Here is a 14572-nt window from a genome sequence, read left to right as displayed (position 1 = left end):
ATTTCTAGCGATACTGTCAATACTTACGCATTTACTAAGAAAGCTGCGGTTGATACAGCACAAACTGATTACGACGCGAAGAAAAAAATCTCTGATGCCGATGCCACTAAACTGCCTGACACCGCTACAGCTAAAGCGACTCTTGATGCCAAAATGAAAGAAGCGACTGACGCAGGCGAAGCGGTTAACGGTAACGTGCGTACCGTTGCTGCCAAAGGCTTCGACGTACTGAAAGGCACCGTGACCGGTGGCGCCGCCGGTACCGCAGATGCCGGTGGTCCTTTGGCTGCTATCGATAAAGCCCTGAAAGCGGTTGATACTCAGCGCAGTACTTTGGGTGCATCTCAGAACCGTTTTGAGTCAACCATCACCAACCTGAACAACACCGTAAACAACCTGACTTCCGCGCGTAGCCGTATTCAGGATGCCGATTACTCTACCGAAGTGTCCAACATGAGCCGTGCGCAGATCCTGCAGCAGGCGGGGACTTCCGTATTGGCACAGGCTAACCAGGTTCCGCAGACCGTATTGTCTCTGCTGCGTTAATTTGGTCAGGGTTAATCATACAAAGGCGGCTCTTAGCCGCCTTTTGTCATAGGGTAGCATCCCCAGAAGGGTATTAGCCTATGATACATGCAAGCATTCCAGCAACGGGAAGGGGTATTAAGTGAAAGAACTTCAGGTCATTCAGCCAGATTATGTGGCTAACTTTAGCTGTGTAGGCTCCGCCTGCCGCGACCATTGCTGTAAACGCTGGAGTATTACCCTCGATAAAGAGACTTATCGAAAATATGCGAAAAGCCAGAATGCGGATATCAGACGTATCGCTGTAACCAATATTATTGTTAGTAAGAAAAGTCAGGCAAACTGGGCTTCAATAAAATTGAATGAAGAACAAAACTGCCCTTATTTAGATGAAGAACGTCTGTGTAATGTGCATAAACGTCTGGGAGGGAGGGCATTAAGCGTTACTTGTGCCACCTATCCGCGTATGGAGCACATATATAAGAAGCAAAAATTAAATACGTTAACCATTTCCTGTCCGGAAGCAGCGCGCCAGGTATTGCTGAATCCTAATGCATTAAATATGCAAGCGACGACTATTACTCAAACGGGAAATTTTAAAGCTTCTGATCTGAATATGGAAAATCAGTTGGTTAATCTGTTCTGCGCTAATTTAATTATGCCGGAGCAAAGCCGTATTGAAGAAAATATTTACGCCATCACATCATTCTTGCTGTATTACCAAAAATTAAGTGGTGATGTAGAAAGCAAGTTACCCGCAATGGAAGCTGCCTTTGGTGATTTGGTGAATAAATTACAGAATGGAGATATTGCAGGATATCTTAGTAACATTCCATTTAATCAGGGACTTCAGTGGCAGTTATTAATGCGGTTGCAGAAGTTTACTACTGACGCACCTCACGCGCGCGGCCGCGAAACGTTATTTGCTTATTTGGGACATTTAATCAACCATTTGGTGATCGATTTTGATAATGAGCAGTTGGAAGAACGGATGAAACAGTTGGGTAACATATGGAATGAGCAGGCGATGCCTTTCCTAAAACAGCGTCCTTATCTGCTGCGTAACTATTTCCTATACCGTTTACACCACGACCAGTTTGCAATGAAAGGCGATCAACCGCTGCTAAAAAGCCTGTATCTCCTGGTGGTCGATTATTTCTTTATCAAGTCGTTGATCAGCGCTCATTTGATTAAAATTGGCGATCTGACCGAAGAACATGTCATCGATATTTTCTACTCCTATCACACTTTCCGCCAGCATAGCGCCAAGGCCACCGCCGATTTTATCCATGAAATCGACCAAGTCAAAGTGAACGACGATTTATCTCTTTTGCAACTGCTGGTGTAGTCAAACGTGCTGTGGCGCAGGTTTAAATTGGCCTGTGCCAACTATTTTATGCAGAAATGTTTTGTCACTCCCGAACTAAAAAAGCGCATAAGGCAAATAGCCGCCCTTTTCTATGTCTATTCCGGCGATTGTCTGCGTGACCTGACAGGATAATGGTACGACTCTCTTACCCGTAGGTGCCTGTCATAGTGAGCGATCTATATACCGCCGAAGGCGTGATGGATAAAAATTCCCTCTGGCAACGCTACGTTCCTCTGGTTCGCCACGAGGCACTGCGTTTGCAGGTTCGCCTGCCTGCCAGTGTAGAACTGGATGACCTGCTGCAAGCTGGTGGCATTGGGCTGCTTAACGCCGTCGAACGCTACGATGCGCTACAGGGAACCGCCTTTACCACCTATGCCGTGCAACGTATTCGCGGTGCAATGCTGGATGAGCTGCGTAGCCGCGATTGGGCACCGCGCAGCGTACGCCGCAATGCGCGCGAAGTGGCACAGGCTATGCGTCAGGTTGAACAAAAAGTCGGGCGACCGGCGACGGAACAAGAGGTTGCCCAGATTCTGGATATCAATCTGGATGAATACCGCCAAATCTTATTGGATACCAATAATAGCCAGCTGTTCTCCTACGATGAGTGGCGGGAAGAGCATGGCGAAAGCGTTGAACCCGTATTGGAAGGGCATGATGATGCCAATCCGTTGCAGCACCTGTTGGAAGGGAATCTCCGTCAGCGCGTCATTGAAGCGATCGAGGCATTGCCTGAGCGCGAGAAAATGGTGCTGACGCTGTATTACCAGGAAGAGCTGAACCTGAAGGAAATCGGCGCAGTGCTAGAGGTGGGGGAATCCCGCGTCAGCCAGCTTCATAGCCAGGCGATTAAACGCTTACGTGCCCGCCTGAATAACGACTCTTAATTCACATTCGCTCAATTTTATTTTTTGCTTTAGCCTAATTTATGCAGGTCTTCTTATGTCTGGACTTACCTTAAAGAAAAGGCCGCTGAGCCGCTATCTAAAAGATTATAAACACACCCAAACCCACTGCTCGCACTGTAATAAACAATTGGAACGTATGGCGTTGGTTTTCCGCGGGCAAATTATTAATAAAGAAGCCATTGCCGGAATGGATCAACCGATTGACGATCAGGTCTGGGTTAATTTACAAAATGAGCTGACGGCGCTGTGCCGTTTTTGCAGTGAAATATATTGTAATAGCTCGCCGGGCTATTTTGACATTATGGCATTCAAACAATATTTATTTGAACAAACTGAGATGAGTCACAGTACCGTTAGGGAATATGTGGTGCGTCTGCGTCGTTTAGATGAAATGCTGGTAGCCAGTAATTATCCGGCAGAGAAATTTGCCAGTGAGACCATGCATCAGCGAATTATCGATGATCTGCCAAATGCGGCACATAATAATTATCGCATTGCATTGCGAAAATACGATCAATATTTGGCCTGGCAAAAAAATTACTAAATTTTATTCAGCTATTGATTGACGCCCGACGGTGGAATATTGCCTCGTCGGGCGTTTTGCGTTTATATACTCTAATAATCGATTTAGCCTTCACTAAAAGTCAGTGATTAATCATCTGACATCTGATAAATCTATAGAATCGTTCTATTTCATTCCTTTTGGAGGATCTGTGACTCTTCAACAAAAACTGGCGCAATTTCCGCGTCTGGATCTGGTTGGGCATACCACGCCATTAGAAAAACTTTCCCGCTTGTCTGATTATTTGGGTCGTGAAATTTACATCAAACGAGACGATGTCACGCCGGTTGCTCTGGGGGGGAATAAACTGCGCAAACTGGAGTTTTTGGCTGCAGAAGCCTTACAGCAGGGCGCGGATACGCTGGTCACAGCGGGGGCCATTCAATCTAACCACGTTCGGCAAACTGCCGCCGTTGCAGCCAAGCTAGGCTTACATTGCGTGGCACTGCTGGAAAATCCGATGGGAACGCAAGCAGAAAACTATCTGAGCAATGGTAACCGCCTACTATTGGACCTATTTAATGCGGAAGTGGTGATGTGTGACGCTTTGGTCGACCCCAATGCGCAGTTGGCTGAGCTGGCGACTCGATTGGAGGCGCAGGGATTTCGTCCTTATGTGGTGCCGGTGGGTGGCTCTAATGCCTTGGGAGCCTTGGGTTACATTCAGTGCTCGCTGGAGATAGCCGCGCAGTCGCAGGGCAAAGTTAATTTCAGTTCAGTCGTAGTGGCATCCGGTAGTGCAGGAACTCATGCCGGTCTGGCGGTGGGTTTACAACAGTTATTGCCGGAAGTGGAGTTGATTGGTGTGACCGTTTCACGCAAAGCCGAAGAGCAGCGGCCAAAAGTGGCGCAAATTCAGCGAGACCTGGCTCTTTCCCTCGGTATTTCTAGTGTTGCGGATATCAATCTGTGGGATGAATACTTTGGCCCGCAGTACGGTATCCCTAATGATGAAGGCACGGCGGCTGTGCAGTTATTGGCGCAGCAGGAAGGGGTGTTACTGGACCCGGTTTATACCGGTAAAGCCATGGCTGGGCTGATCGACGGGCTGGCACAACAGCGCTTTTGTGATAACGGGCCAATATTATTTATCCATACCGGTGGCGCGCCGGCGTTGTTTGCCTATCATCCTCATATATGAGGATCGATATTATTTATTCCATTTTCAACTATAGTTATCAGGTTATATTCCTTTATTTGATTCCTAAGACTGATAACGTAGCGATATCAAAACGATAAACATGACAATCGGGGTATCTATGGGCTTTTCAATTGTACGTCGTCGAGTGGTTCTGGGCATGATGGCGGTGGCACTGGCAACGGGCTTGAACGTCAAATCCTATGCGGCAGGCGATCTGTTGGATCAGGTTAAGCAACGTGGAACTCTCATTGTCGGGCTGGAAGGAACTTATCCGCCGTTTAGCTTCCAGGGTGAAGACGGCAAGCTGACCGGTTTCGAAGTGGATTTCGCTAATGCATTGGCGGAACACATGGGGGTGAAGGCCAAAATACAGCCTACCAAATGGGACGGTATGCTTGCATCGCTGGAATCTAAACGGATTGATGTCGCTATCAACCAGGTAACTATTTCCGAAGATCGTAAGAAAAAATACGATTTCTCAACGCCTTATACAATTTCCGGTATTCAGGTTCTGGTTAAAAAGGGCAACGAAGGCAAATTCAACAAGCCGGAAGATTTGCAGGGTAAGAAGGTCGGTGTCGGTTTGGGCAGTAACTATGAACAATGGTTGCGAGCCAATCTGAAAGGCGTCGATATTCGTACTTATGATGATGACCCAACTAAATATCAGGATCTGCGTATTGGTCGTACCGATGCCATTCTGGTTGACCGTTTAGCCGCGCTGGATCTGGTGAAGAAAACCGGTGATACCTTGGTTGTTGCGGGTCCGGCTTTTGCTCGTCAGGAGTCTGGCGTAGCGCTGCGGAAAAATAATCCGGAGCTATTGGCGGCGATCAATCAAGCAATTGCTGAAATGCAAAAAGATGGCACTTTGGCGAAAATTTCAGAGAAATATTTTGGTGCGGACGTAACTAAATAATGCAAGAAAGTATTCAACTGGTGCTGGATTCAGCACCATTTTTACTGAAAGGTGCCTGGTTAACCCTCCAGCTTAGTCTGGGGGGAATGTTTCTGGGATTAGCGCTGGGCTTTATGCTGGCTATGATGCGTTTGTCCCATTTTTTACCTTTTTCACTGTTTTCCCGTTTCTACGTTTCAATATTTCGTGGCACGCCGTTGATCGCCCAGTTGTTTATGATTTATTACGGTTTACCGCAATTCAACATTGAACTGGACCCAATGCCGGCTGCATTGCTCGGTTTATCTCTAAATACCGCCGCTTATACCTCGGAAACGCTAAGGGCTGCTATTTCTTCTATTGAGAAAGGGCAGTGGGAAGCCGCGGCCAGTATCGGTATGACGCGCTGGCAGACCCTATATCGGGTGATTCTGCCGCAGGCCGGGCGTACGGCGCTCCCGCCGTTGGGCAACAGCTTTATCGGGCTGGTAAAAGATACTTCCCTAGCGGCAACGATTCAGGTGCCGGAGCTGTTCCGTCAGGCACAGTTAGTGACTTCGCGTACATTGGAAGTCTTTACCATGTATCTGGCCGCGTCGTTGATTTACTGGATGATGGCTACGTTGTTGTCGGCGTTACAGAATCGACTAGAAGCACATGTTAATCGTCAGGATCAGGAGTAACGATGAGTACCATTGAAGTGAAGAAATTGACCAAGCAATTTAACGGTCAACAGGTACTACGTGGCATCGATCTACAGGTAAATACTGGCGAAGTGGTGGCGATTATTGGGCCGAGTGGCTCAGGTAAAACGACCTTGTTGCGTAGCATTAATCTGTTGGAAATTCCTGACTCTGGCACTATTCGCGTTGGTGATATTCAGATTGACGGTTCTAAACCTATTAGTAAGCAGCAAAAACAGGTACGAGCGCTGCGTCAGCAGGTGGGGTTTGTGTTCCAGAACTTCAATTTATTCCCTCATCGTTCCGTGTTGGAAAATATCATTGAAGGGCCGGTGATTGTGAAAGGGGAAAAGCGCGAATCCGCAGAGAAAAGGGCGCGCGAGTTGCTGGCAAAAGTCGGGTTGAGCGGCAAGGAGAATGCCTATCCGCGCCGTCTTTCGGGTGGGCAGCAGCAGCGAGTGGCGATAGCAAGGGCTTTGGCGATGCAGCCTGAAGTGATTTTATTCGATGAGCCGACTTCGGCGTTGGATCCAGAGCTGGTGGGCGAGGTATTAAACACCATTCGAGCTTTAGCGGAAGAACGACGCACTATGGTGATCGTGACTCACGAAATGAGTTTTGCTCGCGATGTGGCTGACAGGGCGATCTTTATGGATCACGGGCAGATCGTCGAGCAGGGGGTAGCGAAGGCGTTGTTTGCAAATCCGCAGCATGAGCGTACCAAGCAGTTTTTAGATAAGTTTCTGAATAATAGATAATGTTTGGGGGCTGGTTTCGAAAGCCCAGCAGTTCACTGTCTCCTCACTTACCGTGGAGGCTTCCGAGCCGGGTTGGCAGTCGCCCAACCCTGCACCCGGGCTTGGCGCGAAAGTGGGGTTCTGCGAACCTCCCTCGGGCGCGCTTCGTCCGGCGAGCCAGCGCTAGATTCGCCTGCGGGCGTTATCAGGATGCCATGCCATCCTGGCCCTGCGGCTCAAGGCGCGCTTTCAACAGCTGACGGCTGTTCACTCTTGGCCTCATCCCTGCTCGGCCCACTTCCTGATTGCGCCTGTTGAGTGCAAAACCAGTGTTCTTACGAATCACAATTTGCCTTTCGTTTTTGATAGGGCTTTTGACATTGAGTTTGATTTTTCAGAGCACATTTGAGCGGCTGAGACGATGAGTGAGGGAACCCACGCAGCGGGCAGGCGATACGTGCGGAGGCGCGGATTGTTAAGGCTGTGGAGGTGAGATATTCACCAAGATAATATCAATCGAAACCGGATGCGATCTCAAACTAGCTTTAGATGCCGAACCTAAAAAATAAAAAGGCTCCTAAGAGCCTTTCCGTTTATACATAAACCAACCATCAAACTATCAGCCGATAGTCATCAAACTGGCGTTGCCACCGGCCGCGGCGGTATTCACACTGAGGGAATGCTCCACTAACAGACGCTCCAGCAGAATATTGGTTTCACCGCGCGCGAAGCCCTGTACTGACACAATCGCGCCGTCCCGCTGCGCCACTTGCTCGCACAGGGTACGTAGTTGATCGGCATCACCGTGATAAATCACTGCGTCAAATACCGCTTTCTCACTTTGCCAATCCGGCGTCAAGGCCATTCGACTCTGGACGGCAGCAGGCAAGCGACGGAATAATTCCTTCTGAATACCGCTGTCCGGCCATAGTACCTGGCTGCCAACCGACAGCACTGCCGCCAGCTGAATCAAAGCATCTTGCTCATTATCCGCTAGACACAGCACCCGCTCACGCGGCAGCAGCGCATAGGTATTGCGCTCACCGGTTGGCCCCGGTAGCAGGCGAATAGTTCCGCCCTGAGCCAGGTCACTGTAGCGTTCAGCCAGGCTAACGAGATCGTTTCGCTTCTGTTCATTAGCCCAGCTAATCAGTGCGCGATGAGCGGTCAGCAGGGATTCACGTGCGGTGACGTCCTGTGGATGCTCACTGTCCTGACGCGCCAAGGTCGACGTTACCGCGTCTTCCGGACGACTACACAGCAGACGATACAGATACAGCGGCCCGCCAGCTTTCGGCCCCGTGCCGGATAGTCCTTCTCCGCCAAATGGTTGCACCCCAACGACCGCACCGACCATATTACGGTTGACGTAAAGGTTGCCGACTTTAGCGCGATCGGTGACGCGAGCAATGGTTTCATCAATTCGGGTATGAATACCCAGCGTTAAGCCATAACCGGAAGCGTTGATTTGATCCACCAACGCGGTGAGATTCTGGCGCTGGAAACGCACTACGTGCAGTACCGGGCCAAAGACTTCCTTTTGCAACTCGTCAAAGCTTTCCAATTCGATCAGCGTCGGTTTGATAAAGGTGCCGCGCTGCCACTCTTTCTCATCCTGAGTATCCGCCTGCGCGGCCTGATAGACTTTGCGACCTTTGGCACGCATCGCCTGAATATGGCGCTCAATACCGGCTTTGGCCTCTGCATCGATAACCGGGCCGATGTCCGTAGACAGACGCTCAGGATTACCCATACGACATTCCGCCATAGCGCCACGCAGCATTTGCAGCGTGTGCTCAGCCACGTCCTCCTGAATACACAGAATACGCAGGGCAGAGCAGCGTTGGCCCGCGCTGTCGAAGGCGGAAGCAACCACGTCGGTAACCACCTGTTCGGTCAGGGCGGAAGAATCTACGATCATCGCGTTCAAACCGCCGGTTTCTGCAATTAACGGCGTTGGACGACCCTGAGGATCGAGGCGACCGGCAATGCTACGTTGCAGAATGCTGGCAACTTCAGTGGAGCCGGTGAACATCACGCCGCGCACTCGCGCATCATTGACCAGCAAGGCACCAACGCTGTCACCCCGACCCGGCAACAGCTGCAATACACCCTGCGGAATACCGGCTTCCAGTAGAATACGCACCGCCTGAGCAGCGACCAACGGAGTTTGCTCCGCCGGTTTTGCCAGCACGCTGTTACCTGCGGCCAGGGCTGCGGCAACCTGTCCGGTGAAAATGGCCAGAGGGAAGTTCCACGGACTGATACAAACCACCGGACCAAGTGGGCGATGACTGTCATTCGAAAAATCATCCCGAACCATTCCGGCGTAATAATGCAGGAAATCTACCGCTTCGCGTACTTCTGCGATGGCGTTGCTGAAGGTTTTACCGGCTTCGCGCACCAGAATGCCCATCAGGTTTTGCATTTGAGCCTCCATCAACTCGGCGGCGCGTACCAAAATGGCGGCGCGTTCAGTCGGCGGCGTGGCAAACCAGATTGGGCCAGCGGCTGCGGCAGCATCCAATGCGCGGCTGACTTCATCAGTAGTGGCTTCACGGACATAACCCACCACATCACTCGGTTCTGCCGGGTTGATGACCGGTTGTTCTACGCCGCCCTGATCTCGTTCGGCATCAATAATAGGTTCTGCAAGCCAGGCCTGAGTGGCGCTGGTTAATAGTGCGCTGGATAGTGAGGCCAGGCGATGTTCATTGGCCAGATCCAAACCGCTGGAGTTGGCGCGCTCACTTCCGTACAAATCCCGAGGTAATGGAATACGTGGATGAGGCAATCCTAGCTGACCTTCAGCGGCGGCCAGCGCCTCTACAGCGGCAACCGGATCGGCGACTAGCTCATCTAATGGCAGCGTTGCATCGGCAATACGGTTTACAAACGAGGTATTAGCTCCGTTTTCCAGCAGACGACGCACCAGATAAGCCAGCAGCGTTTCGTGGGTGCCTACCGGTGCATAAATGCGGCACGGGCGATTGAGCTTACCATCGGCCACTTTTCCTACCACTTGTTCGTACAGCGGCTCGCCCATGCCGTGCAGGCATTGGAATTCATATTGACCCGGATAATAGTTATTGCCCGCCAAATGATAGATTGCGGACAAAGTATGTGCGTTATGAGTGGCGAACTGAGGATAAATCAGGTTTGGTACAGCCAGCAGTTTACGGGCGCAGGCGAGATAAGATACATCGGTATAAACCTTGCGGGTATACACCGGATAGCCTTCCAGACCCTCCACCTGTGCGCGCTTAATTTCGCTATCCCAGTAAGCGCCTTTCACCAAACGAATCATCAGGCGGCGACGGCTACGCTGCGCCATATCAATCACTGCATCAATGGTGAATGGACAGCGTTTTTGATAAGCCTGAATGACAAAACCGATACCGTTCCAACCGGCTAACTGCGGCTCGAAACACAGTTTTTCCAGCAGATCGAGGGAGATCTCCAGACGATCCGCCTCTTCGGCGTCGATATTGATACCAATATCATACTGACGAGCCTGTAATGTCAGGGACAGTAGGCGAGGGTATAACTCATCCATCACCCGCTCGTATTGAGCGCGACTATAGCGCGGGTGCAGGGCAGAAAGTTTGATGGAAATACCCGGCCCTTCATAAATCCCACGGCCATTAGAGGCTTTGCCGATAGCGTGAATTGCCTGCTGATAGGAAATCAGATAAGCCTGCGCATCGGCTTCGGTCAGCGCCGCTTCACCCAACATATCGTAAGAATAACGGAAACCTTTATCTTCCAACTTGCGGGCGTTGGCCAGCGCTTCGGCGATGGTTTCACCGGTGACAAATTGCTCGCCCATCAGGCGCATCGCCATATCCACGCCTTTGCGGATCAATGGTTCGCCGCCTTTACCGATAATACGGTTCAGAGAGCTGGAGAGTTTAGCTTCATTATGAGTGGAGACCAGACGGCCGGTGAACAGCAAACCCCAGGTTGCCGCGTTAACAAACAGTGACGGGCTGCGGCCCAAATGGGAATGCCAGTTACCGTTGCTAATTTTATCGCGGATCAGCGCATCACGAGTCGGTTTATCCGGAATACGCAGTAGCGCTTCCGCCAGACACATTAGCGCCACCCCTTCCTGAGAAGAAAGAGAGAATTCCTGCAACAGACCTTGCACCATGCCGGCGCGGCCATTGGCACTTTTCTGGTTGCGCAGCTTCTCGGCAATACCGTAGGCCAGTTTGTGGGTCGCATCGGCCAGATCGGCCGGCAAACGCGCCTGTTCCAGCAACATTGGGATGGCTTCGGTTTCCGGGCGGCGATAGGCGGCGGTGATGGCGGCACGGGTGACAGACTGCGGCAGTATATGTTCTGCAAAATCAAGGAATGGTTGGTGGGCTGTTTCCACCGATTGCGGCATAATGTCGTCCTTTTCAGCAGGGGAAGCCGTTGCCAACGCTGGAATTTCTGGCATATCAGCGCCATTTTCCAGGCGTTCCAGATAGTTAAATATGGCCTGCTTAATCAGCCAGTGCGGTGTGCGATCAATTCGTTGTGCTGCCGTTTTAATACGATCGCGTGTCGCCTCATCGAGTTTCACGCCCATTGTTGTGCTGCCCATGCCGTCTGGCTCCTGTCCTAAATTAAGGGAGTTATGTTTTTTATTCGTCACAATATCTAGCATGTTGCAACTTTGTGCAACCATGTTAAATCAGGGCAATTAACGAACTGTGAAATTAGTCGGATTTTTAACATTCTTTCTGGGCGCAGTTATTACTTTGTTTTCATTGGGAGGGGGTTAACATTACTAAACACAGGGTTTCTACGGGTTTTGCTCAGGGTGCAACTCACTTTAGGGTGCAAGGTGAAACCGGGAACTATTGTAAATGTGATGTAGGGTAAATTTTATGTAAATTTTTTGTTGAAAGAGTTGTTGCTAAAGAAGAGAGTCCTCTAGGATAGTCAGCGCGACAAATTAGTTTCGATGATAAATCATCTCAGGTGCAACCTAATGCTACGTTCCGGCATTCGCACTGAACTAGACACCCTGCCATCGCTGGCGAGGTGTTTTTAAACTGATGTATTAATGAAAAACGGAAGTATTAAAACGTATAAAACGCACTATGGAGACGTTGCATGATGATGAACACACCAATGCTGGTGACATTTCTCGTTTATATATTTGGCATGATAATTATTGGCCTTATGGCCTACCGGGCGACGAATAACTTTGACGATTACATTTTAGGTGGACGCAGCTTAGGCAGCGTAGTGACTGCACTTTCTGCCGGTGCCTCTGATATGAGCGGCTGGCTGTTGATGGGGCTACCCGGCGCGATTTTTCTGTCCGGTATTTCCGAAAGCTGGATCGCTATCGGCCTGACTTTGGGTGCCTATCTGAACTGGAAACTGGTGGCCGGCCGTTTGCGTGTGCAAACCGAGGCCAACAATAATGCGTTAACGCTGCCGGATTATTTCACTAGCCGTTTTGAAGATAAAAGCAAACTGCTGCGGGTGATTTCTGCCGTAGTGATTTTGGTGTTCTTCACTATTTACTGTGCGTCCGGGATTGTAGCTGGTGCGCTGTTGTTTGAAAGCACCTTCGGCATGAGTTACAGCACCGCGCTGTGGGCCGGTGCCGCCGCAACCATCGCCTATACCTTTATCGGCGGCTTCCTCGCCGTGAGCTGGACCGATACCGTTCAGGCTACCCTGATGATTTTTGCTCTGATATTGACGCCAATTATTGTCATTCTGGCCGTGGGCGGCATCGATACCTCGATTATGGTGATTAAAGCCAAAGACGCCGCCAATCTGGATATGCTGAAAGGGCTGAATGTTGTCGCAATCCTGTCGCTGTTGGGCTGGGGTCTGGGCTACTTTGGTCAACCGCATATTTTGGCTCGTTTTATGGCGGCAGATTCCCATCACACCATCCGTAAGGCACGTCGTATAAGCATGACCTGGATGATTTTGTGTCTGGCGGGCACCATTGCCGTGGGTTTCTTCGGTATTGCTTACTTCCAGCAAAACCCAGAGTTGGCGGGACGTGTTTCCGAAAACGGCGAACGTATCTTTATCGAGTTGGCGATGTTGCTGTTTAATCCGTGGATTGCCGGTATTCTGCTGTCCGCTATTTTGGCTGCGGTCATGAGTACCTTAAGCTGCCAGCTGCTGGTGTGTTCCAGTGCGATTACAGAAGATTTGTATAAAGCCTTCCTGCGTAAAAATGCCAGCCAGAAAGAACTGGTATGGGTTGGCCGTATGATGGTGTTGTTGGTTGCGGTTATCGCTATTGCCATCGCCGCCGATCCGGAAAACAAAGTTCTGGGTCTGGTGAGCAACGCTTGGGCAGGTTTCGGCGCGGCTTTCGGCCCCGTGGTATTGATTTCCGTGATGTGGTCACGCATGACTCGTAACGGTGCGCTGGCCGGGATGCTGGTTGGCGCAGGAACAGTGATTATCTGGAATAAGTTCGCGTGGTTCGGGTTATACGAAATCATTCCGGGCTTTATTTTCGCCAGTATCGCCATTGTGGTTGTCAGCCTGTTAGGCCGTGAACCCTCGAAAATTGTGACCGATCGTTTCCATAAAGCCGAAGCAGAATTCAAAACCATTTAAGCCTTTCGATTCGCTCACTGTCCGTTCAGGCAGGCAGTGAGCGCCTTCCTTATTTATCTAACCTCCATGACACAATATTTCCCCAACCAGTCCGCTCTTATAAATTCGTATCCCTGAAATAATCAGACATATTTATTGGCAACAATCCGAACGAGTTCCTTGAATTTCCCGATGGCAGAATGATAATCACTATCGTTTTAAGTTTTACTTTTTTTATCGCTGGATTGATAATCAATATCGCTAGTGAGTTTTACCTTTCTTTACTTAAATTGACGTTACCCACCATCAGGGGTGTTAAGCATGTTTGTCCCATTTCTTATTATGTTTCGCGAAGGTCTTGAAGCCGCGCTGATTGTCAGCCTGATTGCCAGCTACCTGAAACGCACCCAACGCGGTCAATGGATGGGAGCCGTCTGGGCCGGCGTTATTGTTGCTGTAGCGCTCTGTCTTGGGTTGGGTATCTTTATTAATGAAACCACCGGTGAATTCCCGCAGAAACAGCAAGAACTGTTTGAAGGTATAGTGGCGGCGGTTGCCGTTTGCATATTGACCTATATGGTGTTCTGGATGCGCAAGGTATCCAAATCGGTCAAGGTTCATTTGGAAGGAGCTATCGATCACGCCCTAAACTCGGGTCGTCGTCAGGGCTGGGCGCTGGTGGCAATGGTATTTTTTGCCGTGGCGCGTGAAGGTCTGGAATCGGTATTCTTTTTATTAGCTGCTTTCCAGCAGGACGTCGGCATTGGTGCACCTATTGGCGCTATTTTAGGGTTAACCTGCGCCATTATTGTCGGTATGGCAATTTACTGGGGCGGCGTGAAATTGCATCTGGCCAAATTCTTTAAATGGACCAGTCTATTTATCCTCTTTGTTGCCGCCGGTTTGGCTGCCGGAGCCATTCGCGCATTCCATGAAGCGGGACTTTGGAACCATTTTCAAGATATCGCCTTCGATCTGACTAATGTGCTGTCAACGCATAGCCTACTGGGTACCTTCCTGGAAGGTATATTGGGCTATCAGGAAGCGCCGAGCGTCAGTGAAGTTGCCGTTTACTTTATCTATCTGATCCCAGCATTGATTTTCTTTTTCCTACCGCAGCGCGAACTGGCCGCATCCGGTGCTCGATCTGCGAATAAAACCAACCATTAATCT

At 50.1% G+C, this 14572-nt stretch carries 11 protein-coding genes; 10 read left to right on the top strand and 1 reads right to left on the bottom strand.

Going from position 1 to position 14572, the window contains the following annotated elements; all coding sequences use genetic code 11:
- The 8 genes from ACQ4OC_RS14935 to tcyN form a co-directional block, all read left to right on the top strand.
- A partial coding sequence (locus ACQ4OC_RS14935) for a flagellin (RefSeq protein WP_430971307.1) occupies positions 1-546 on the top strand: 546 nt, incomplete at its 5' end.
- A 121-nt stretch (positions 547-667) separates the two neighbouring features.
- Complete coding sequence (fliB, locus tag ACQ4OC_RS14930) at positions 668-1873, top strand: flagellin lysine-N-methylase (protein ID WP_064517677.1); 1206 nt, start codon at positions 668-670, stop codon at positions 1871-1873.
- 188 nt (positions 1874-2061) lie between these two features.
- Positions 2062-2784 carry an RNA polymerase sigma factor FliA gene (locus ACQ4OC_RS14925; RefSeq protein ID WP_049597537.1) on the top strand — a complete coding sequence of 241 codons (723 nt, stop codon included), beginning with the start codon at positions 2062-2064 and terminating at the stop codon, positions 2782-2784.
- A 55-nt stretch (positions 2785-2839) separates the two neighbouring features.
- Positions 2840-3349: a flagella biosynthesis regulatory protein FliZ gene (gene fliZ, locus ACQ4OC_RS14920; RefSeq protein WP_049597538.1), complete on the top strand. Its 510-nt coding sequence runs from the start codon at positions 2840-2842 to the stop codon at positions 3347-3349.
- Between the two features lie 169 nt (positions 3350-3518).
- Positions 3519-4508, top strand: coding sequence for a D-cysteine desulfhydrase (locus ACQ4OC_RS14915; RefSeq protein ID WP_064517679.1), 990 nt, complete (start codon positions 3519-3521; stop codon positions 4506-4508).
- Positions 4509-4626: 118 nt separating this feature from the next.
- Complete coding sequence (gene tcyJ / locus ACQ4OC_RS14910) at positions 4627-5427, top strand: cystine ABC transporter substrate-binding protein (RefSeq protein ID WP_064517681.1); 801 nt, start codon at positions 4627-4629, stop codon at positions 5425-5427.
- Positions 5427-6089 (top strand): cystine ABC transporter permease, encoded by a 663-nt coding sequence (gene tcyL / locus ACQ4OC_RS14905; RefSeq protein ID WP_064517683.1) that lies wholly within the window; start codon positions 5427-5429, stop codon positions 6087-6089. The genes tcyJ and tcyL overlap by 1 nt, the downstream gene beginning before the upstream one ends.
- Positions 6090-6091: 2 nt before the next feature.
- Positions 6092-6847 (top strand): L-cystine ABC transporter ATP-binding protein TcyN, encoded by a 756-nt coding sequence (tcyN, locus tag ACQ4OC_RS14900; protein WP_064517685.1) that lies wholly within the window; start codon positions 6092-6094, stop codon positions 6845-6847.
- 598 nt (positions 6848-7445) lie between these two features.
- On the opposite strand, the gene putA is transcribed toward tcyN, so the two are convergent.
- Positions 7446-11420 (bottom strand): trifunctional transcriptional regulator/proline dehydrogenase/L-glutamate gamma-semialdehyde dehydrogenase, encoded by a 3975-nt coding sequence (gene putA / locus ACQ4OC_RS14895; protein WP_064517689.1) that lies wholly within the window; start codon positions 11418-11420, stop codon positions 7446-7448.
- 515 nt (positions 11421-11935) lie between these two features.
- Between putA and putP the strand changes: the two genes are divergently transcribed.
- Together putP and efeU are read left to right on the top strand one after the other, a co-directional pair.
- Positions 11936-13420 (top strand): sodium/proline symporter PutP, encoded by a 1485-nt coding sequence (gene putP, locus ACQ4OC_RS14890; RefSeq protein WP_430971306.1) that lies wholly within the window; start codon positions 11936-11938, stop codon positions 13418-13420.
- Between the two features lie 300 nt (positions 13421-13720).
- A complete protein-coding gene (gene efeU / locus ACQ4OC_RS14885; protein ID WP_064517693.1) occupies positions 13721-14569 on the top strand; it encodes an iron uptake transporter permease EfeU in 849 nt (282 codons plus the stop codon).
- Positions 14570-14572 lie beyond the last annotated feature (3 nt).

The sequence above is a fragment of the Yersinia sp. J1 genome (assembly GCF_050586585.1).
GTDB classification, from domain to species: domain Bacteria; phylum Pseudomonadota; class Gammaproteobacteria; order Enterobacterales; family Enterobacteriaceae; genus Yersinia; species Yersinia entomophaga.
The sequence above is the reverse complement of the archived record's forward strand: the minus strand, read 5'-3'. Positions and strand labels throughout refer to the sequence as shown.

Coding starts and splice junctions, on each gene's coding strand:
- fliZ (WP_049597538.1), top strand. CDS start 2,840: ATGTCTGGACTTACCTTAAAGAAAAGGCCGCTGAGCCGCTATCTAAAA.
- tcyJ (WP_064517681.1), top strand. CDS start 4,627: ATGGGCTTTTCAATTGTACGTCGTCGAGTGGTTCTGGGCATGATGGCG.
- tcyL (WP_064517683.1), top strand. CDS start 5,427: ATGCAAGAAAGTATTCAACTGGTGCTGGATTCAGCACCATTTTTACTG.
- tcyN (WP_064517685.1), top strand. CDS start 6,092: ATGAGTACCATTGAAGTGAAGAAATTGACCAAGCAATTTAACGGTCAA.
- putA (WP_064517689.1), bottom strand. CDS start 11,420: ATGGGCAGCACAACAATGGGCGTGAAACTCGATGAGGCGACACGCGAT.
- putP (WP_430971306.1), top strand. CDS start 11,936: ATGATGATGAACACACCAATGCTGGTGACATTTCTCGTTTATATATTT.
- efeU (WP_064517693.1), top strand. CDS start 13,721: ATGTTTGTCCCATTTCTTATTATGTTTCGCGAAGGTCTTGAAGCCGCG.